Source organism: Alcanivorax sp. (assembly GCF_040118815.1).
Classification (GTDB): domain Bacteria; phylum Pseudomonadota; class Gammaproteobacteria; order Pseudomonadales; family Alcanivoracaceae; genus Alcanivorax.
In genome coordinates, this window is the sequence record NZ_JBEDTC010000015.1 from 233554 (window position 1) to 253989 (window position 20436).

Annotated in this window: 14 protein-coding genes and 3 pseudogenes; 5 read left to right on the plus strand and 12 right to left on the minus strand. The window is 53.2% G+C overall.

The features are described 5' to 3' along the window. Positions 1-4: 4 nt before the first annotated feature. Positions 5-295: pseudogene (locus ABNH18_RS10315) on the plus strand (transposase); the annotation flags it as partial. Between the two features lie 54 nt (positions 296-349). Here the strand turns inward: ABNH18_RS10315 and ABNH18_RS10320 are convergent. After that, positions 350-1105: a hypothetical protein gene (locus ABNH18_RS10320; protein ID WP_035460488.1), complete on the minus strand. Its 756-nt coding sequence runs from the start codon at positions 1103-1105 to the stop codon at positions 350-352. A 536-nt stretch (positions 1106-1641) separates the two neighbouring features. On the opposite strand from ABNH18_RS10320, the pseudogene ABNH18_RS16925 reads away from it, so the two are divergent. Beyond that, a pseudogene (locus ABNH18_RS16925) lies at positions 1642-1806 on the plus strand (transposase); the annotation flags it as partial. A gap of 143 nt (positions 1807-1949) precedes the next feature. Here ABNH18_RS16925 and ABNH18_RS10325 read toward each other — a convergent pair. From ABNH18_RS10325 to ABNH18_RS10345, 5 genes are all read right to left on the minus strand, one after another. After that, positions 1950-2549 carry a hypothetical protein gene (locus ABNH18_RS10325; RefSeq protein WP_051428741.1) on the minus strand — a complete coding sequence of 200 codons (600 nt, stop codon included), beginning with the start codon at positions 2547-2549 and terminating at the stop codon, positions 1950-1952. 311 nt (positions 2550-2860) lie between these two features. Continuing rightward, the gene (locus ABNH18_RS10330; RefSeq protein ID WP_349382730.1) at positions 2861-4021 is read right to left on the minus strand and encodes a WYL domain-containing protein; all 1161 of its coding nucleotides are present in this window, start codon (positions 4019-4021) and stop codon (positions 2861-2863) included. A gap of 105 nt (positions 4022-4126) precedes the next feature. After that, positions 4127-6190 carry an AAA family ATPase gene (locus ABNH18_RS10335; protein ID WP_349382731.1) on the minus strand — a complete coding sequence of 688 codons (2064 nt, stop codon included), beginning with the start codon at positions 6188-6190 and terminating at the stop codon, positions 4127-4129. A 61-nt stretch (positions 6191-6251) separates the two neighbouring features. Continuing rightward, positions 6252-7748 (minus strand): ADP-ribosylglycohydrolase family protein, encoded by a 1497-nt coding sequence (locus ABNH18_RS10340; RefSeq protein WP_051428742.1) that lies wholly within the window; start codon positions 7746-7748, stop codon positions 6252-6254. A 237-nt stretch (positions 7749-7985) separates the two neighbouring features. After that, on the minus strand, positions 7986-8402 hold the full coding sequence (locus ABNH18_RS10345; protein WP_035460495.1) for a hypothetical protein: 417 nt from the start codon (positions 8400-8402) through the stop codon (positions 7986-7988). A 205-nt stretch (positions 8403-8607) separates the two neighbouring features. Between ABNH18_RS10345 and ABNH18_RS10350 the strand changes: the two are divergent. From ABNH18_RS10350 to ABNH18_RS10360, 3 genes and pseudogenes are all read left to right on the plus strand, one after another. Then, positions 8608-8936 (plus strand): annotated as a pseudogene (locus ABNH18_RS10350) (integrase core domain-containing protein); the annotation flags it as partial. Positions 8937-9132: 196 nt separating this feature from the next. Beyond that, positions 9133-11877 (plus strand): PD-(D/E)XK nuclease family protein, encoded by a 2745-nt coding sequence (locus ABNH18_RS10355; RefSeq protein WP_349382732.1) that lies wholly within the window; start codon positions 9133-9135, stop codon positions 11875-11877. Continuing rightward, positions 11874-15044, plus strand: coding sequence for a UvrD-helicase domain-containing protein (locus ABNH18_RS10360; protein ID WP_349382733.1), 3171 nt, complete (start codon positions 11874-11876; stop codon positions 15042-15044). Before ABNH18_RS10355 ends, ABNH18_RS10360 begins: the two co-directional genes overlap by 4 nt. Before the next feature lie 20 nt (positions 15045-15064). Here ABNH18_RS10360 and ABNH18_RS10365 read toward each other — a convergent pair whose 3' ends face one another. The 6 genes from ABNH18_RS10365 to ABNH18_RS10390 all read right to left on the minus strand — a co-directional run bounded on the left by ABNH18_RS10365 (position 15065) and on the right by ABNH18_RS10390 (position 19546). Further along, positions 15065-15949 carry a recombination directionality factor gene (locus ABNH18_RS10365; RefSeq protein WP_349382734.1) on the minus strand — a complete coding sequence of 295 codons (885 nt, stop codon included), beginning with the start codon at positions 15947-15949 and terminating at the stop codon, positions 15065-15067. Positions 15950-16024: 75 nt separating this feature from the next. Next, positions 16025-17032, minus strand: a complete 1008-nt coding sequence (locus ABNH18_RS10370) for a YqaJ viral recombinase family nuclease (RefSeq protein ID WP_349382735.1) — start codon at positions 17030-17032, stop codon at positions 16025-16027. Between the two features lie 91 nt (positions 17033-17123). After that, positions 17124-17549: a hypothetical protein gene (locus tag ABNH18_RS10375; RefSeq protein ID WP_349382736.1), complete on the minus strand. Its 426-nt coding sequence runs from the start codon at positions 17547-17549 to the stop codon at positions 17124-17126. 64 nt (positions 17550-17613) lie between these two features. Beyond that, the gene (locus tag ABNH18_RS10380; RefSeq protein ID WP_349382737.1) at positions 17614-18582 is read right to left on the minus strand and encodes a DUF932 domain-containing protein; all 969 of its coding nucleotides are present in this window, start codon (positions 18580-18582) and stop codon (positions 17614-17616) included. Positions 18583-18647: 65 nt separating this feature from the next. Next, positions 18648-19142 (minus strand): RadC family protein, encoded by a 495-nt coding sequence (gene radC, locus ABNH18_RS10385; RefSeq protein ID WP_349382738.1) that lies wholly within the window; start codon positions 19140-19142, stop codon positions 18648-18650. A gap of 71 nt (positions 19143-19213) precedes the next feature. After that, positions 19214-19546, minus strand: coding sequence for a hypothetical protein (locus ABNH18_RS10390; protein WP_349382739.1), 333 nt, complete (start codon positions 19544-19546; stop codon positions 19214-19216). Positions 19547-20436: the final 890 nt, after the last annotated feature.

A 20436-nucleotide genomic window follows, 5' to 3' on the forward strand; every position in this document is an offset into this window, starting at 1 on the left:
GTAAATCAGCAAGTCCTGGCATACCCGCTGGCCAAACGAGATCACTCTGTTTGACTACCCTAAGGCCATCCGCAAAGTGATCTATACCACCAATGCGATAGAGTCGCCGAATAGCGTGCCACGCAAGGCAACCAAGCAAAGGAAAAACTTTCCGACAGGTGACTCGGCCATGAAGGTCGTCTATCTGGCCATGCAAGCGGCATCAAAAAAGTGGACGATGCCAATCAGAAATTGGAAGCCCGCCCTGAACCGATTTATGATTGAGTTCGGTGTCCGGCTTGCCGATTACCAGTAGCAAATGGGCTTGGGCGGTTACACAGAATTTTTTACCCCTCCCTTAAGGCGAAACCTAACTTTGTGCTAGAACAAAAAGAGCTCGCTCGGCATCGACGGCTCTCCAGTTTCTTTCTGAATTATCCCAGTCTCTCCACTTCAGCCCCTCTTGATTCATTTTTTTGGCTATAAGCGAGAGCATTTCACAGTAATTACCAAATCTTGGCGCGTCCTGTTTTGAAAATCGGGTAGGATACTTAAGTGTGAAGTCCTCCAGTGAGTCATGAATTTTAAAAGTTGACCTTATGAATTCGCTTTTTTCACTAACATATCTTGATATGTGAGAGTCATATATCCCAATATTTTCAGGGTTGCAAAAGGCAAGGAGTTTGCTGCCGAAAGATACTCCAAAATGTGGCACTTCTCTTATAGACCAATATGCATCATCATAATTTCCGGAATTCGCATGATTGATGGCTGATTTCACCGCATTAACCGAGACTTCATTAAAGAAGGTTTTACTGGATCTTCTATTTCCGTGGAATAGCCAGCCTACTCTTGTTGCGGCTTGATTATGGTTTGAGCGGCCTTTTACAAACGCTCTCCCCCAATACTGAACAGAAGCTATTCCAAGTCGAATATCTTCATGACTTTTGCTGTCAAGAAGTTTTCGATGATACTCATCCAGCTTCATTGAGCTTGTCATTGTTTCGGTATGGCCGGGGCGGACAAATTTCAGGGTGTCGAATTGGAGTGATTCGCCGTTGTTTAAGACATGGGCCGGTGGGTATGAGTACTTGCTTCTGGCATCTTGGATGCTTTCTATTTTCATTGAATTATATTTCCTTGTTTCTAAAGAAAAGTGCGTGATGAATAATGTTATTTAAGAATTGTTTCTGTTGTTCTTTGGTTGACTTATAATAGCCACTCTCACCCCGCTAGTCTCCGCGAGTTAAACTTACGTCGGTTAAAATCTAGGGAGCCACTGAAAACTTTCTGAATTTTCCATAATCAGGACTTTATATCAGCCAAATGGCGGAAAGGCCATGATCTAGATGGCCTTTGCCGAAGCCGAATATGAAAACAAGAAGCGCAAGACTCGGTGGGAAGTGTTTCTTATGAATTTGGATCAGTTTCTCCCGTAGAAGGCTCAGGGGGCATGCTCCTCATCATTTTGCCAATGAGCATGACCTGGCTGTATCAGATGCAGCTTCTGCACGGCTAAGAGAAACGAGTCTGGGAACACGCGGGCTATTGGGGTATCGAGAAACGCGAAGAGTAAAAGAACCGTAAGGTGAAGTCTTTTATCGCTGAGCGCCCAGGAAAATGTTCCTCGATGTCGAAGGAGGTAAAGACTGTGCAACCATCAAAGCCAGCGTGCGCGCGAGAGTGGAATACCCCTTCCGAGTGATAAAAGGCATGTTCAGCTACAGTAAGGTTCGCTACCGGGGTCTGGCGAAGAATACCAACCGGCTCTATCTCCTGGCGGGATTGCACAATCTGTTGAGGGTGAAACGAGTGCTGCTGCCCTAGGGGCAGTGCGCCTGATTGCCGCCAAAACGCGGAAATCAGGCGAAAAAATGAACACTCAAGAGTGAGTTGTGGCCTGAATTTGATGGCAGGGGTCTGTTGATAATCGTAAAGGCGAAAAAAGCGAGTATTCAATATGCAAAAGTCTATGCGGCTGACAGAGGCTCATCAAGCTCATCCTCGGAGAGCAGGAACATGACCATCTCAATGGCTCTTACCGGTGAAACCGGATACCCACATAAAGTGGAAATATGGCGTACCAGCCCCGGCACGCGGCAATCCATGCTGGTTTCCAGAACATGTACCTGGTACTCAAGGTAGAGTCGGCAATTATTGACTCGATATGCATGAGGGGACTCTTTTGGAGTTCCCTTGTGGATAAAACGGTACACTTTTGAATCCCAGATGGGAAACAATTCCGGGTTAAAGAAATGAAGCAATTTTGACGCCCCAACCATGGAATTATTGGTGCAGCTGGCCAGTTTCTCGAGCTCTTTTATATCCAGTATTCGGTACCTAGCCTGATAGAGAATATGGCAGGCTTCACTCAATTGTTCATCATCAGCATGAATGTTTAATATTGTTGGCATCCAAGCATAAACGGTGTGCATCAATACTGTTAGCGTGGCCGGTTTAAGTTTTTGGTGTGATTCTTGGAAATGTTCAAGCAAAGCCGGATAACTACGGATATAGGTTTTTTTGGGATCAACCTTTACTGTTTCATAAATATCAAGAATCTTCTGCATAGGCTCTCCGTTTGTTGTGGAAGGCCTATTAAACATCCTTGCTGGGACAGATAATGTCCCTCGTAGAGATTAGGTTTCTCCTGCTCCTGACTGTGCTGGCTGCTCAGCGAGAAAAGTGTCCCTCTGCTTTGGGGGGATGGGGCTTGATATGAGTTCTGGGCAGATGGCGAAATCCATTTTGGCTGTGCGCTGCATTATAAAAAAAGGGACAAAATTGAGCATTCAGGCCCTTAAACGATGAAAAGTATCGCGTTCCCGAAGCAGAGTGAGATTCCCGTAACGCGACCTGTACCTGCATGACGCCGTCTATGCTAGCCCTCCCATCTCGGGAGCCCCCTGACATTCGTGATCGCATCACCATAGCCTTTGAGCCAGCGCCTGAATTCGATTGTATCCTTTCGGCGAAGCTGGACGGTCAGGCTTTTATCCTTATGCTGCCTGGGCTGCTGCTGTTGCCCCTCGAGGGTTAGATCCAGAAACTCGTCTGTTATTAAACCCTCACCGTGCCCTGGAATAGGGCTGGGAAGTACTCGAAAGGAAATGCTTACAGGGTCGGGCCTGGTGGGATCCCACAAGGATTCGAGATTCGATTCCTGTTCCACATAGTCCGCCAGAACAAAGTCATCTGGCCGGGAGAAGCGGCCGCTTGTGATGGTCAGGTTTGATATTCTATCCAGTGACCATGCCCGAACAGATTGGGGGCTATCCTCAGGGTGTATCACAGCGCCAACAAGATAAACCTTTGGCGAACGGAAAACGATGCCCAAAGGGCCAGCTTCATAATGTTTACGCTGTTTCCTGCGTTTTCCGAGATAACTGAAGTGAATGCTTTTGTGTTGGGCGATAGCAGCTTGAAGCTGATCCATGATGCTTTCAGCACCATTCAGGGCATCAAGTGTTTTTGGGCCTGGCCGTAATTGAATGCCTTTCTGGGTAACATGCAGGGCGCCGACCAAGGCTGCTGCATCCCAGCTTTGGAACCCTGATGATTGGCTCTTGGTCTGGAGTTTCTTAAGAACCTCCTCAGCATAATTCAGTATAGGCTGTAATTTCTCATAATACTGGCTGGGTAGTTGCTGTTTCAATGTGTTGGAGGCGAGCAGAAGCGTGGCAGCCATGGCTGCCTGACTCTCTCCCTGAATATCTAGAAGAGAGGCCATCTGCATAAAGGATGTCCGATCATGAATTCGACGAATGTAGTAGGTCCGCTCGCCGGCACCTTCGATTATTTCTTGCTGGAGTCGACCTAAACGGACAATCAGGCCCGCATCTTCAAGCCGTGCAATCAGTCGTTGAACACGCTTCTTCTGCGCTTCCGGCTTGATTTCTGCTATGGACTGCAGTGACAGCAATCGAACACGAATGTCCGACATGCCAAGAGTCATATCCGGCGCGTTATCCAGTTCGCGGAGCAGAAACTGCTCTTCATCATGATGGCGGTGAAGAGTCTCTTTGGCGCTAAGCTTGGGCATAAGCTATTTAACAAGGTTTGGGTGTGGATGGAGAAAAGGGACAGCATATGCCCCTCAAAGTAAAAAATTTTGTGTCCTATTTATGGATTACTGTCATGTAGTTCGTCAATGAATAAAACCAATGGGTTGCCTAGTTTCAGATTTTGCATCATTGATTTCTTTGAGGCGCAAAATCACATCCTCAGATTTTGGCGGCTTCTGACGGACCCTGATGCTTCGATCGATAACTGAAAAATCACCAGGGGTGAGCTGATTGAGACATTGTAGGGACGCTTTCAGTTGCTCATGGTCTGGAAGGGCGATGCTATGAATTTTGGCCAGTTCTTCGAGCAGCAGGATGATGCCGTTATGATTGAGGTAGTCAAAATGAATGTGAAAATCAAAACGCCGTGCTGAGGCGGGATCCATTCTTGATTTTAAGTTGGTCGTCGCAAGAAAAATACCTCGGTGGCGCTCCAGTGATGTCAGGAATTGGTTGACATGGCTGATTTCCCAGTTCTGTCTGGCATGCTCCCGGTTGCTCAGGAAGCTGTCTATTTCATCCACCAGCAGCACCGCATTGTCCCTTTCTGCTTGCTTGAATACCTTGGCAATGTTTCCTTCAGTTTCTCCGACATAAGGTGACAGCAGACTACTGGCCTGGATCGAGATCAAGGGCCTTTCCAGTTTTATGGCAATTTGTCGTGCCCAGCTCGTTTTACCTGTGCCAGGCGGACCAGAGAGACAAAAGCGGGCGTCCGCGTATGGACTTAATTCATCCATGATGGCGTTGACATCCATGCTTACCTGCAGGCATTCAGGCTGCCAAGAAAGTGTTGGCTTGTCGGTCATATCAAGCCGGTTCCGGCTGCCAAGATTCTCGAGCCGGGTATTCAGCGCATGTGCTAGCGTCTCTTCTGCATCAAAGCCGGACTTCAAGGATACCTTAGCCAGATAAGGCAGGGTGGCGATGATGGAAGGAGGGAGATCGTCGATCTCAGCCAGCAATTCACGGAATCGGTTTGAAACCGGGGTTCCCTGCAGACTGTCATCAATAATCTTGCTGCGCTGTGACTTGCCCGGTGTGTCTAGATGGATAATGTGCGCAAAACGACGTTGAATCGCCGGATCAATCCCCTGGTTCTTGTTGGTGATCCATATCGAAGGTGTACCGTTATCTTCCAGCGTATGAACAAGGGCGCCTTTCGGGATGTTGTCAGAATGAAAAGGTGAAGGAATGATGACGTCTTCTACTTCATCAAATAGAACGATGCTTTCTTCCTTGTTCGACAAGGCCATCTGGCAAGCATGAAAGCGGCCTAATCTACGATGTGGAGAGATGGCACTCCCATCATTGTCCAGCTGGGGAATGACAGCCAATTTCGCTCCCAGTGATTTGCTCACGAGGTGAGCGAGTTGAGTTTTTCCCGTGCCAGGGGGGCCATAAACAAGAATGTTTACCCCCTTTTTCTGTTGTGACAGAGCATCATTGATGATGGCTTTGGCGATACCATAGTCCTTCTTTGCGTGTGAATAATCGGATTCCTCCAGTGTTGATTGGCAGGAAATTTGATAAAAAAGGTCGCTTAAGGAAATGTCCTCATCACAAGGTGACGCCATGACTTCCATGAGTTGCTCGTCCAGACTGGCCGATTTGACGATGTTTCTTTTGGTCATGTGTGAGAAAACTTTTATGAGCTTCGCCTTGCGAAGCAAGCCGTTGCGCCGGAGGCAGTGCCTAAATTCTTCCTTGCTAATATCGAGAAAAAAAGGAATATATTGCTTTTCCGGAATAAACCTTTGTGAAATTTCGACAATATCTTCCACAACCATATTGGTATCGTTGTGATAGATAAGAGTGAGCGTGCGTACCTCGTTTTCATTTAGGCCGATACTTTCAGAAAGCGTACTAAAGGCGATATAGGCACGGTCTTTTTTCAATAGCGACGAGACATCACCACTTTGAGAAATCTTCTTGATGGTAGGATGGAGCGTTTTTCGCTTTTGTATGTCGGGGCTATTGATGTCCAGTTGATCTAGGGTCAAAGGTTTTTCAAATCGCTCAGAAAATGGGCAAATACATTGCTCCCAAACACCCGGCGAAGAAAGTGTTCTGGCAACCCAAAGGTCGATGATGTTTCTAGCCGTTTGCTGGTGTGTGATTCGTTTTTTCTTCGCCGTTGTCTCCATAGTACCTCCTTGGTTGGGTTGCATTATTACTGGGCTGAGGGACAAACAATGTCCCGCCATGTTATTGACGAAAGAAAGCGGTAAGGGTGTCGGCAATCGCGTCGTAGGCATCAAGCTGCAAGATAAAATTAACCAGACTGCTGTCGTAGGGGTGACTGGTTGCCGCCAACTGGGCCGTCAATGATGCTGTGGTGTCTGAATCACCACCGTGGGACGCTGACATAGCCATTACGTCAGATAGGGGGATACTGCTGGGCATCGAGGCATAATAGAGAGCAAACTCAAGAGCTTCTTCAGCAACCCAACCTTCCCCCTTGGGCGGTTCTGTGCTCATTGGATCAATAAAAATGGGGATTTGCGGAAGCAGTGCCGTTAACTCGGGGTAATCGTGTAATGCCGCCATTGCTCCCTGCTCTCTCTTGCGGTGGATTTTGCGCGATAGCAAGGCGGTAAACAGAGCGGTGACCCCGATGCCATAGTCATGGCCATGTGTCAGGGCTGCAGATTCCATGGCTAGCACCACTTTTTCTTGCTCATCAAGGTCGTTCAGGAAAGCGATTGGGGCAATGCGCATTACTGCGCCTGTGCCTTTTGATTGATTCTTTCTGTTCTTCACACTGCCTTGTGCCCCGCTACGAAGCGAACTAATACAGGTGTTGCCTGGTGCGCGAGATTGATTCACCACACGGTCAATTTGTAGTCGCCGAAGTGCAGGAGATGTCGCTGTAGGAATTAACGAAGTCTGGCCTTCGTACCAGTGCAGCCAGGCTTTGCGCAATGCGGAGATGTTGCCTCTGGTGCCGTGGTCCGCCAGTCCTGCCAGCGCATAAAGGCTCATCTGTGTGTCATCGGAAATTCGGGGTCTGCCTGTGAAATTTGCGGGGTGGATCCCCTGGCTGCCGTAATGGCGATAAATCCACTCGGAATCCTCAAATTCAACGGGGTAGCCCAAAGCATCCCCGGCTGCGCCGGCCCAGAGGGTCAGTGCAGAGCGGACGTTTTCAGGTGTGAGCAAAAACTCCGGAGTATAAGATTCCAGAAAGGCTTCTTGCTCGCGGGTCTCAATCGCACTCTGACTGCGCGCGGCGCGGACAGCTCGGATGGCATCCCAGGCCGGCATCCCGGCGTCAATACACAGCATGGCGGCAACGGTTCCTGCTCGACCCAACCCGCCCATGCAATGCAGAAGCACCTGCTTTCCCTGCATGAGCTGGTGGGCCAGTACCAAGCGCACGTAACGCCACCGTTTCATGAAGGCAGCTTCCGGGGCCATCTGGTCAACGATGGGCATATGCAGCCAGTTAAGACAGACTTCCGGCATTTTTTCCGGAAGCTCTGGCACATGGAGATAATCCATTTCATGGCCTTCAAGCAGTGAAAGAACACTGTCTGCTGACCAATCCTCGATAGTCGACAAATCCGAGTTCAGATCTCTGTCCCAGGAACCAGTCGTGGAGACTGCCTGTCGCTTGCCGGGGCAGAGGGTCAGACCAACCTTACCGTTCCAGAGAGAAAAGCTGTCGATTCGCAGTGGATGGGTTTCACTATTTCGGATCATATGTGCTCCTGTGCATGCATTCGTTAGTCGCCATGGCTTGAAATGACCAAAAGCGGTTTGCTGGCATCACTCTGGGTGGCCAGTTGAATTCGATATATGTGTTAGTGATGCATTGGCTGATAGCCAAATTGATGCGGGAATACCTGATTGAAGGCAGTGATGGGCCCCGGCTGAACTGCTCAGGGTTCTGTTAGCCTCCAAATGGCAATGGGCGGCGTGAGCCTCCCCGGGTGGCGGCTATGAGGGCGTAACGCCCTTCATGGAGAGAAAGCGCCCCTGCAAATGATCCGTGGCTGATTCCTTGTGGCGTTTTGCCAATTCGCGGACTAAATCGCCGCGTTTACCCGAAAAGCAATGCTTACCCAGTTTAATGAATGCTTCAAAACCCATCGGGGAGGGACCGTATAAGTCCAGCAATTTGGCAAACTCGGGAATAAAATGTTCAAACTTGAGTGTCCCTTTTTTCCTGGTTGTTTCTCCGATCATCAAGGCGACATGTGCAACAAACAGAACCGGGTCATTAACCTCATCCGTAACCCCTAGCGATTCGCTAGCCTTACGGACTTCCTCTTCCCTCAACGAAACGAAATAGGCAATTTCAGGAAATTTAACTTCATCATTTTCAGTGCTTACATCAATAATGGACTTTTCCATAAACTCTCCAGCAGTAGTTGATGGGAGAGAGTATAGGGAGGATGTGGGACAAATACTGTCCCAGGGCGGTTGCTGGTCCCTGTATTTATCCAGGGAGTGATTAAGGTGGTCAATAACATAGTTGGGGTCTGCTCAGGGGGAGCACCAGTTCTCTAGACACGTTAACGCCGTTCTTGGTAGCGCTTTTCATACTTGCCGGAGACAACTGCTGATTGAACTATGGCGTCGCCGATCTTCTGGTCGCGTAATGGTACATTGAGATCAAGGCTCACAGTGCAGTAGCAATGACTGGCTGCGGCTCTGTTATCAACATAACCTTGAGCCCAGTATGAGTTGCCGCGGGAACTGTTGGAACAATGCCGTAGCGAAATCCTTCTGCAGCAGCCTTAAGAAGCAGCGAATCAAGAAGCGTATTTATAAGACACGAGATATGGCGTAGGAAGAGATCTTCGATTACATCGAGGCTTTTATAATCGACGCCGGCGGCATAGTCCTCTTGGAGATGTAAGCCTCGAGGAGTTTGAAGTGGCCTGAAAATGATGGTCTGGGGTGCGATGAAAACACGGGGCGGTCCAAACAGGAAGATCTTCTGTTTAACCTCAGCCAAAATGGCAGCCACGAGGTGGCGGACTTTGCCAACTGGCTGATCTCGCTCCAGCCGCCGTTAGCGGACAAAAACCTACCAGAACCTGCTGGCTCTCCAATCAGGGAAGAATAGGACGATCAATCTATGATGCAGGCTATACAGTTTCTTTTGGTTCCCGATGGTGGTGCTGCTCGCCGCCTTCGCCGAATACTTGCCACCCAATCCCCAAGTATGGGGGTTGTGGTTGGTACTTGGCCGGAGCTGGTCGAGCAGGCCAGGAGTGCGTATCTCATCCCTACTCAGGTAAGTGACTGGAAGTCTCAATTTCATAGCGCGTTGGAACAGTTGCCTAATGCGTTCTGGTCCAACAGTTTTGAGGTGGCGCCTCAAGAAGTGGAGGCAGAAGTTGAGGCCGCTTTATCCCTGGTTGTGTCTGCTACTCAGCCGGGCATTGAGATAAGTAGTGACGCACTGAATTTTGAGGGGGGGGCTGATCGTCCGAGAAAGCATGTTGCTGATATCGTGCGTTTGCTGGTTGAATTGGATGGTCTGCTGCCAGACGAGCTACTAAACATGCAGCAACTACTCTCTGCCGAACCCTCCGCAGGCATACGACAGGTAGCGGTTTATTACGTGGAAGGATTCCCGTCGCTGACCCGTTGGCAAAGGGCGTTGATTGATAAGCTCAACGCGGATTCTGGCATAGAACATGACCCGAAGTTGATTGGGCTTATCGCATCGCTCTTGCTCGATCCTTCTCCCGCTACACCACAGACCAGTCTTCAGGCTCTACAGCAGTGCCTGTTTGCTGTGCCAGAGGAGACTGTGCCGCGGGATGATACTGTGCAATGGGTGGGTGTCAGGGATTTTCTGGAAGAAGCCGAAGTGGCAGCGGGCATGGCTCAGCAACTGCTGGCTGAAACCCCGGGGCTTGCTCCAGCTGACATTGGCTTGCTGTTGCCTGATACCTTTGAGTACTCGCTGGCCGTCAATGATGCATTTTCCACGGCGGGTCTATCGCTTTCCGGTTTGCCTGTGGATCACTGGCAGCGAGATCTGGGGCATGAGGCCCTGTTCCACTTTCTTTACTGCCGGCAAAAGCCTTCACCGGCCATGGCTCTGGCCGTTTGCTTGTCGTCTCCTTTAATGCCCTGGCCGAAAGAGCAGGGTGCCGAATTGGCCCAGGCCGTGATGGATGGCGACTATCGATTGCGCCCATTTCCGGCGGCGTCACGGGCTGCCCGGCAGATGTTGGGGCTGTTGGGTGAAGGCGATGATCGTCCTGACACCTTGGCAGCGGCGATTCAGACCTTTGTCAGCTTGCTGGACGGCAGTGAGAAATTGGAATCCCACGTCTATCAGGCGAAGGCTACAGCCGTCGAGTTGTGTGCGGCATTATCCGGCAAAACGGACATCGACTGGAGTTTACTGCGGCGTCTATCCAGCCCAAAGAACATCAGCACAGGGGAATCGCCCGATTTCAACCTAGAAGGGATTACCGTATGGCGTGAAGCCCACGAGGCCTGGCGTCCGGTTCGGTTTCTGATGGTGTTGGGGTTCGCCTCGGGGCATTACCCAGTTGCCAGCAGCGATTCTGCGGTATTTGTTTCTGAGGATTTACTGGCACTTCGGGACGTACTCGGCTTATCGCTGGCAACACCTGCAGACCAAATGCGCGATCGACGGGCGCGATTTAAACGCCAGTTGGCCTCTGTTGCCGAGTTCGTCTGTTTCACGATCCCTCGCAGGGACGCCAGTGGCGCATCTCAGTCGCCGTCGGAGTCACTGGTATTCATGGGCCAGTTGTACAGCGGTATCGATGATGGCGAGTCCCTGATTCTGGAGATGGATGTGGCGGCAGACCGCGATCGCATTCATTTCCTGCCGCAGGCGGCACCACAGTCGCCGCAGCAACCGCGTGCGATTGTTGCGGAAGATATGCAGTTCGAGTGCGATCTGCTGGCACTGCGCACCGATGCTGAGGGCAATCTTCGGCCCGAGTCTCCCAGCAGCCTGGAGACATTGATGGTGTCCAGACTGGCCTGGCTGCTACGTCGCATCAATGCGGAGCCCCAGGGGTGGGAGCCGGAGCGCCCCGATGTCATGTTGCTGGGTACGCTCACTCACCAGGTCTTGGAGGAGCTGTTTCAGCCATCGCGCCCGATACCCGACCCACAGGCCATCAGCACACACGTTGAGCCACTGCTGGACGCGGCCATCAGAACCCACGCACCCTTCCTTCGCTCTGCGCAGTGGCAGGTCGAGCGCCGGCATTTGGCCTCTGGCATCACCAAGGCCGCCCTGGCCTGGCGAGACGTGTTGGTGACCCTAAACGCCGAGATCCTCGGTACTGAAGAGTGGCTGGAAGGGGACCTGGATGGTCTGCCTATTCATGGCCAGGCCGATATATTGCTCGGCCTGCCCGATGGCCGATTGCTGGTGGTCGACTACAAACGATCCAGTGCCAACAGCCGTAGGCCCCGCATGCAGAAGGGCTATGACAGTCAGGCCAACCTGTACCGCACTATGCTGCAAACCGGGGGGCCTAAAAGCGAAGACAATACAGCCTTGCTGGAGAGACTGAAGGCTGGGGATAGCACCGGTATCGTCTATTTCATGACTAACGACCAGACGTCGCTATCGGATGCGTTAGTGGTCGAATCTGGAGCTATTCCGGGCTGGGAGGTGCTGGATGGCGATGTGGCCCAACAGGCGATGGCCCTGATCCGGGAGCGATTGGGCGAGGTGAGGGCGGGTCAACTGTATTTGAATCGGGACGGCGATGCGACGTTCTTCGATAAACAGGCGGGTGTGAAGCCTTATGCCCTGGACAACAGCCCGTTGATCCCGCTGTTCACAATACCCGGTGATGCCAGGGAGGCCAAATGATGTTGCCCGCACTCACAATTATTCCCGCCGGCGCGGGGTCCGGTAAGACCTACACCATTCAGCAGCAGTTGGGTGAGTGGGTGGTTGCCGGGTTGATTGCTCCCGAACGCATCGTGGCGGTGACCTTTACTGAAGCCGCAGCTGCAGAGCTGCGGGAGCGGATTCGCGGCAAGTTGCTGAGTCTTGGTCGCCTGGAAGAGGCCTTAAAGCTCGATCAGGCCTACATCTCCACCATCCACGGTTTCGGCTTGCGCTTGCTGACGGAATTTGCTTTCGATGCAGGGCTGTCTCCTCGGCCCCGACTGCTGAATGAAGACGAAGAAAACACGCTGATTCGGCTGGCGTTGGCGCGCACCGAAAAGGCGGATGTCATCACCTCAGATCTGGCCAGATTTGGCTACAGCTTTGATTTCAACTCCCAGAAGAGCGCCGAAGAGGGCTTTCGCGATGATCTGCTGAGAATTGTAACCTTGCTGCGATCTGCAGGTTGGTCCGAAGAGAGCGATAGCTACGCAGCGTTTGCTGCCGATTGGATCAGAGAGCGCTACGGCGTCACCGGAGACGGTGACCAACTGACGGCACGGTTGCAGCAGGCGGCAAGTCGACTGCTGGAGGCCTTCCCGGAGAATTTATCCAGAGAATTTGGCAATAGCGCCACGGCTTCCAAGGAGTTTCAGCGCGACTATCGAAATTTGCGGGCTGCTGCGACAGGTGATGGTTTAAACACCGATTGGAAACTGTGGAAAGAGCTGCGTGCGCTGCGCAAATCCAAGCGGGGTTGTCAGCTGCCCGACGGCTATGACAAGTTGGCCGATGCCGTTATCGAGGCCGCGGACGCATTGCCTACCCACCCTGGCCCGCGTGAACAGGCCGTATTGCACATTGAATCCCTGATCGCCGCCGGCCAGGAAGTGCTGGTTTACTATGCGCAAGCCAAGCGTGAAGCGGGGCTGGTCGACTACGGCGACATGATCGCCATGGCCGCGGATATGCTGCGCAACCGCCCGGAAGTATTGAATACCCTGGCGCAGCGCATCGATTGCCTGGTTGTGGACGAGTTTCAGGACACCAACCCGTTGCAGTTTGCCTTACTGTGGCAATTGAAGGACGCCGGTGTACCCACTGTCACCGTCGGCGATTTGAAGCAGGCAATTATGGGGTTCCAGGGCGCCGACCCGCGCCTGTTCGATGCACTGATCCAGCAGAATCAGGATGTGGCCAAGCCCTTGACCAGCAACTGGCGATCTCAGCCAACCCTGATGCACTTTATCAATGCGGTTGGCCCCGGCTTGTTCGGTGATGAATACGTGCCACTGGCGCCGCAGGGCGCTACGAGCTCCCAGGAACCGATCGAACTGATTGATTTTCCGGTGAAGGCCAAAAAAGGCCAGCATGCCGTTCGGGCGCTTTCCGTGGGTGACCGGCTACAGGTGATGCTGAAAGATCCTACTCAGCAGATTAGGGATCGGCGCACAAAACAGCTGCGTCGACTGCGCGGTGGGGATATTGCGGTGCTCTGTCCCACCCACAGGATGCTGGCAGATTACGCCGATGTGTTGCGGGCGATGGGACTGCGGGTGCGATTGCAAGAGGACGGCTGGCACGCTTCACGGGTGGTGCAACTGGCCTGCCAGGCTATGGCTTATGTCGCCAACCCGACCGATCGCCACGCTGCGTTGTATTTAGCCGTCACCGAATTGGGTAGCCTCGATTTGAAAACGGCCCTGGAGCAACTGATTGCCGATGGGAAAATCGTCGATCCGGTGTTGGCACGGTTGGATGCGCTGGCCGCGAATGTCAAAGACCGAACCCTCTTTGCCTTGGTGGCCGATACCTGTGCGGCACTCGATCTCTTTGATGAGATTTCCGTCTGGCCGGATGCTGATCAGGCTCGCGCAAATCTGCTTCGCTTGCAGGCAGAGGCGGGCGAATACATGGATGCCAACCGTGAAGCACTCGCCAGCGGTGGCTACTACGGTTCCGGCATTCAGAGTTTCCTGGCCTGGCTGAATGCCAAGGTCGAGCAGAAGGATAAGAACCATCAGCCCGATCCGCGTGTGATCGATGAAGATGCCATTCAGCTGGTGACCTGGCACAGCTCAAAAGGCCGGGAGTGGCCCGTGGTGTTTGTGTGTGGCATGGATAGGAGCTTGAGCCCAGGATTGCCCAACATGGCACTCGGCTACAGCACGTTTGAGGATCTCTCCCAACTGATCGAGAAGGCGCAGATTGAATACTCTCCCAAATTCGCTGCCCCCGAGTCCGATGACAAGTTCCTCGAAGCGCTGGGGCTTGCCACCGAGCTTGAATCCAGGCGATTGATCTATGTCGCCATGACCCGAGCACGAGAAAAACTGGTATTGGAATGGCCGAGCTATTTGGCGGGTAAAGACGGATTGACCTATTGGTCGATTCTGTCATCAGGGCTCACTCCATCACGCCAAGACTCGACAATTACCGTTGGTGATAACTCGTTCCCTTGTGTAATCAGAGAAGGAGAATCGGCGTTGCCAGAGGATATGGGGGCAGCTGTAGAGACAACTGCCGATCTCTTGGCCACCGTCGGCCGCCGGGCGATACAGCGCGGAACCGCCCCGAAGGGATTGGTTCCGGACATCGTTGTGCCGTCGGGAATGGAAAGTGTCCAGGCCTCAGGGACGGCCAGTCAGCCACTGGAGTTGATCCGGTACCATGAAGGGTTGGACTTGGATATCGAACTCACTGGTACGACACTCGGCACCTTTTTGCACCGCTGTTTTGAGATCCTAGGCGCTAATTCAAATCACGCTGAAAACATCTCAGGTGTTACTGGTGTGGAGCTCACCGACGGTACCGCAGTCAGCATCGCTGCAAGTGTGAATAGCTTCGAGCAATGGGTGGCAGGTCACTTCTCCGTAACAGCCGTGCATCGGGAACTTCCATTGCTTGGGCTTGATGATAACGGCTCTGTGGTTTCTGGTACTGCCGACCTGGTGCTGGAAACAGGCAGCGGCATATGGATTTTGGACCACAAGTCAGATCAGATTGAGGATCCTGAAGCAGCATTTAATAGCTATTGGCCACAGTTGGAATGCTATGCAAGGCTACTTCAGAGCATGGGGCATATTGTGCTTGGGGTAGGTATCAACTGGATTCGGCGAGGGGAGGCGGTGTTGCGTTATCGGTAGCTGGGGCGGTGTTGCGGGGGTTATTCGCCCCCGCTCACTTTTGCCGAAAGGGCCTCTTTCAGGCCGGATGCTTGCTTCGAGGCACAGGTGTTTTGGTTGGCTTCACTGCGATAAAACTCCTCCGTAACCTGCAAACCCTCATCCTCTGAATACTCGAACTGGGCATTCATGAGGCCTGCCTGGGCAATCTTGTCCAGTTCTGCCTGATTGATTCCCAGATTTACCTGAACCTGGGCCTCTTCCCTGGCATGTGTGACGGCCTCCTTCATGGATTGTTCAGCACGCAACGTTAGATCCACATAGTAGATTGGTGCTCGGTGGCTCTGGGTGGTGCTCTTGCCGCGCAGCTTCAGTTCCAGGGGCAGGGTGGCCAGATTGCCGCCACTGATGGCGTGGAAGTAACGCAGCCGAGCAGCTAGGGTTCGGATACTGTTATAGCCGGTGGTCCGGAATACAAAGCAGCCCAGTTCATCGTCATCTCCGATACGGACATAGAGACGACCATAGGGCTTGCACAGCCCATGGCTACCGTAGTCGCACATATCCGGTGATGGACAGGGCAGGGATTCCAGGCCGTTCTCGGTATGACGCCGGCAAGTCTCCCCGTTTCCGGCGCACAGCGCCCTACCGCTCTTGCGCTCGAAGAAGGTGTACTCCGCTCGCAGGTTAAGGTCCGGGTCATTGAAGGGCAGGGTAACGGGAATGGTGCGTAGCTTCTTACCCTGTACTTCCTGGCGCAGGGCTTCGTCCAGCGGGTGCGGCAACCAGCCGTCCCGGGTTTGGATCTGGGTGGTGATGGTGAATTGGTCGTCTTTCTCCGGCAGACGTTTGCCGTTCTTCTCCACTACACGGCCAATGCTGATACGGCCAATCACGGGTGGCGTAATCGCGAGTCCTTTAATCATGGGGTTCTCCTGATGAATAGCAGATGCATGTACTCAGCCGGGCTTGGCCCGGCTGTTATGCTGCTTGGGGGTTGGCTAGGTGTTGGGGCGTACAAGGAACCGGCGACTGCCCGCCCTGTGCTTTGGGTAGTGTTTGAGCAGATCAGGCTGATCCTGCAGCAGGGCTTTGGTGTCCAGGGCGATGGAGTCCTTGCTACGCTTCCAGGTCACGGAGCCAACAGTGAAGGTAGCCTTGCTGGCCAGCCCCATGGACTGCTGGATGCGTTGTTTAAGGGTGGATTCCCGCTCGGTCAGTCGGGCAAGGGTGTCACGCAGATCCAGCAGTTCATTGAAGTCGCCTTCCATGGCTGGGTTAGCCGTGAGATCTAGGGTTTCGCCTTCATCGCGAGGATAGAGCCCTTGCAGGGCCTTGCCTGCAGAGTCGGAGCCATCCGGGTCCGGTGGGGTGTCCGCTTCCACCAACTGCCAGAACTCCCGCTCCAGCTCGTACAGGTGAGCAATCAGTGCCTCATCCCGTTCGATACGGTGAATCTGCAGCTCCTGACCGCAAATCAGCACGGCCACATCGGCAGCCTGCTTGCCGGTAACTGCCAGCTGATGCTGTACTTGGCACTGGATGTACTCCGGAACACCGTCCGCCCATAGCTTGGCGCCGTGCTGGCCGGTGGTCTTGCATTCCAGTATCTGAACGTCTTCATTACCAACCACGGCGTAATCCAGGTTGGCCAGCATCCAGGGCTTGTCACCATCCGGGTGCTGCAGCACGGCATTCACCCGCCGTACCTTGTTGCCGCTGATCTTGGCGTAGGCCTCCGCCACCTTAGGTTCCAGCAGGGTGCCCCAGTAGAGCGGCGATTGAATGTCATCGGGATCGGGGGCGGGGAGCAGGCCATCCCGCCCGGTCTTGATCATCCACAGCTCGAGGGGGGATTGGTACGGGCTGATGCCCACAGCGGCAGCCGCATCACTGGCGCCAATGCCCTGCTTGCGGATCTTCAGCCAGTCCTCCCGGTTCATGCTTTTGGTAGAGACCAGGCGTAGCGCAGGGCGCTGGCCAGGTGTGGTGCTTTTCGGTTGTGCCATGAGAATACTCCAGACAAAGAAAAGCCCCGGCGTAGTGGCCGGGGCTAAAGGTAAGGGGAAATAGGTAATTGCGAGTGATGCCTGAATGACATCATGCGGCGCGACTTGAAGAGGAGGAGGCTTCCTCGCCAATCTCGAAGAAGTCATTCACCAACGCTTCGATATAACGTTCAGCCTCCTTGTCGCTGGGGAGGTGGCCGGTAGTGAGCAGTTGCTCACCGAGCCACTCGCCTAACTCACTGACCACTTCGTACTCGAAAATGCCAGGTCGGCCACGGGGCTGATACCAGATGTGGGAGACCGTCTGCCAAAGCGGGTCCAGGTATTGGCATGACGCGATGATCAGCTCGATACAGCCACTGTCCCAGGCGTCTAGTATCCGGCGCGGCCGGCCAGGATCGCCGGGGTGGCACATCAAGCCTTCGTGCAGGAACGCGCCCCATACCGATGCCAGTTCGGCAGGCATAGGGCGACAGTCCCATACCGCCCACAGGCGGTAGAGCCATTTCAGATTCATGGTGTTCTCCAGATTTCTTTTAAAAGGGTGTAGAGAGAAAGGGTGGTAAGTGATCAGGCCTGGGTCAGGCGACCAGCAGGGACGTTTGCTCCAGAGCGCGTTGCTTGATCTGGGCGCCCTTGCCGAACCAGGCGGAGTCCAGCCGATTGTCGGTACTGCGAGCGCGGCGCTCGTGGTCCACGAACTCGGTGACCGCATTGAGCAGGCCATAGGCCGTGTTCTTGGAAGACGTTAACTCTGATCCGCGACCGGCACCGTCATACAGCGCCATGGCTTTCTTCATGGCCTGTTCGTTGGGTTTCACCGGCATGCCTGGAGGCTGGTAAGCCGTATCCGTGAAGATGGTCTGCATGACCTTCTCGGCGGTCTTGTGAGTGATCCGTCGCTCACTCAGAGCCTTCAGTCGATACATGAAGTCATCCCAGGCGGAGACAGAAATTCCCAGCTGCTTCTTCACCGCTTGCGCGTCGAAGATGGTGTTATGCCGCACCTTTACGGCGTTGTTGTTGCCATTCAGTGCGACGGCGAGAGTGTTGTTGCACACCACCCGGATACTGGTGAACTGCGCTGTGGTTGCCAGGCTGCCGTCACAGGCGGTGGCCAACAGCACGTAGCCGTTGGTTTGATCATTGCCTGCCAAGGTGCCGGACTGCCCGGTACGCGCCAGTGCCCACAGCTTGCGGCCCCCTTTAAGGACGCCCGCCGTCTCCAGCTCAAAGCCAGACTTCTCGGTGAGGTCCCGGTAGAACTCCAGCACCTCACGGGGCTGAACCACCTTGAAGCGGTTACTCACTACCGACAGTGGTGCCTGAGTGTCGGAACGGAACAGCACCTTTTGGTCAGGGAAGGACGAGATCTGTCCGAGAGCACCGGCTTCGCTACTGATAAAGCGAACCGGGGTTTCACGGATGTCCCAGTCCATGCCGGCTTCGCGCCTCCAGACGTCCAGTGGTTGTTGGCTGGCCAGCTGATTGCCCAGCCCGTGCCAAGGTGTGCGGCCCACATAGGCCATGTTTTCGACAAGATGAGACATGGTGAATCTCCTGATAATGAAAGGAATAAACGGTGCGTGTGTGTAGAGAGGTTAGGTGCGATGGGTTAGAGGCTGCCGCGCTCAGCCAGACTGACGTAGCCGGAACGGGACACCACAAAGTGGTCCAGCACCCGCACATCGATCAGCGCGAGGGCGTCAGACAGACGCTTGGTGATTTGCTGATCTGCCCGTGAGGGCTCACAGCAGCCAGAAGGGTGATTGTGGGCAAAGATCACAGCCGCCGCATTGCAGTCCAGGGCTCGTTGCACCACCACACGGGGGTAAACCGCAGAGCTATCGATGGTGCCGTTGAACAAGGTCTCGAACCTGAGCACCTTGTGTTTGTTGTTGAGGAAGATGGCCGCGAAGACTTCATTCTTCTCTTGGGCCATAGCCAGCTGCAGAAACTGCGCAACATCGGTGGGTGCAGTCAGCGCCTCGCGGTCTGTGAGCTCATCCAGCAGGATGGAGGCAGCCGTGCTGACAATTTCCTCGGGTTTAACACAGCCCTGCACGTGGTACAGGCCCTGCTCATTCTTTACGAAAGTCGGAATATCCATAAAAACTCCAAAACGGCATAAAAAAGCCCGCGCAAAGCGGGCTTCAAGGGTGAGTGAGTGGTAAGGGGGGCTTACTCGGCATCGGGGCGGAAACGGTGTCCGCAATCCAGGCATTCCAGGTTGTCGAGATAGGTGTCGTCGAGCTTGGCGCCCAGCGCCGCACCCGCTTCACCGCCGGCCACACCTCCCGCCAGTCCACCAAGCACTGCACCGGCGATACTGCCGATGGCAGATCCGGCAGGACCGAAAGCCAGGCCGACAGTCGCACCGACACGAGCCCCGTTAGTGGCCATGGTGATTCCACTGGCGGCACCGGCAACCGTACCAACAGAGCCGCCAACCTTGCGGCCAGTCTGCAGGGCGACAACGCGGATGGACCGGCAGGACGGACATTGAATGATCATGAAACCTCCATGAAATGGGGCCAGGAAGGCCATTCCTTCCTGGCTTCATGGATGTGATATATGCCTGAAAAAATCTGGAATCGTGGCCACATACTTCTCCATTCGGATAGTTGACCACTACAGGTGATAAATTAAGCGGTGTGCATGTGGAGCAAAGGGCCTCTGGCGAAAAATATTAATGTGTTGAGCTCGAGGGTGAATTTCCGGAATAAAAAACTATGTGCATATTTGCAATTGGTTTATGGCTTATACCCGTTAGACCTAAACTTGCTGCTGTTCTACAATGCCGCTTAGAAGCCAAGGGGCGGCACTACAGACTAAAGTCTTAAAGAAAAGGGTAAGAGCAATTCGCTCATTGCTTTTGTGTGAGGGGCTTGAATCTTGATAATTGGCAGTGGAGGCTGGCTTAGCCTTGTATAGATTTTAGCATGAGGGACGCTGCTAAAAAGGCAAGATAGTATGGTCGAAAAGGATTTTATTTGTGTCAGTTTGCATCAAAATCCCATTTTCGATTCGTGGCTCCTGCTTATTTAAAGTCGGTTCTCGGGAGAGGTGTGGCTCAGCTGATGTAGGTGTTGCATTCGGTTTTTCTCAATATATCTAGCTGCTCCTTCGCGCCAGCCTGCTTTTTTCTGACTTTTAGATGGCCACTGGATTTCTTGAATATCCTGAAGTGACAATTGATTCGACAATCTTTGTCGGATCACCTGGTTGTTTTTAAAGTCTTCCCAAATGCTTATTCAGATATGCACACAAGCAGTTGGTTTTTACTGCTATATTAAGTCCGAAAATAATGAATTTTTGCAAAAAAGCGACGTGATAATCATTGGTGAATTATGAAGTTAATAATAAAGTTTTCGTCAAATTTCCACGTGCTCGCGTCCTATCCC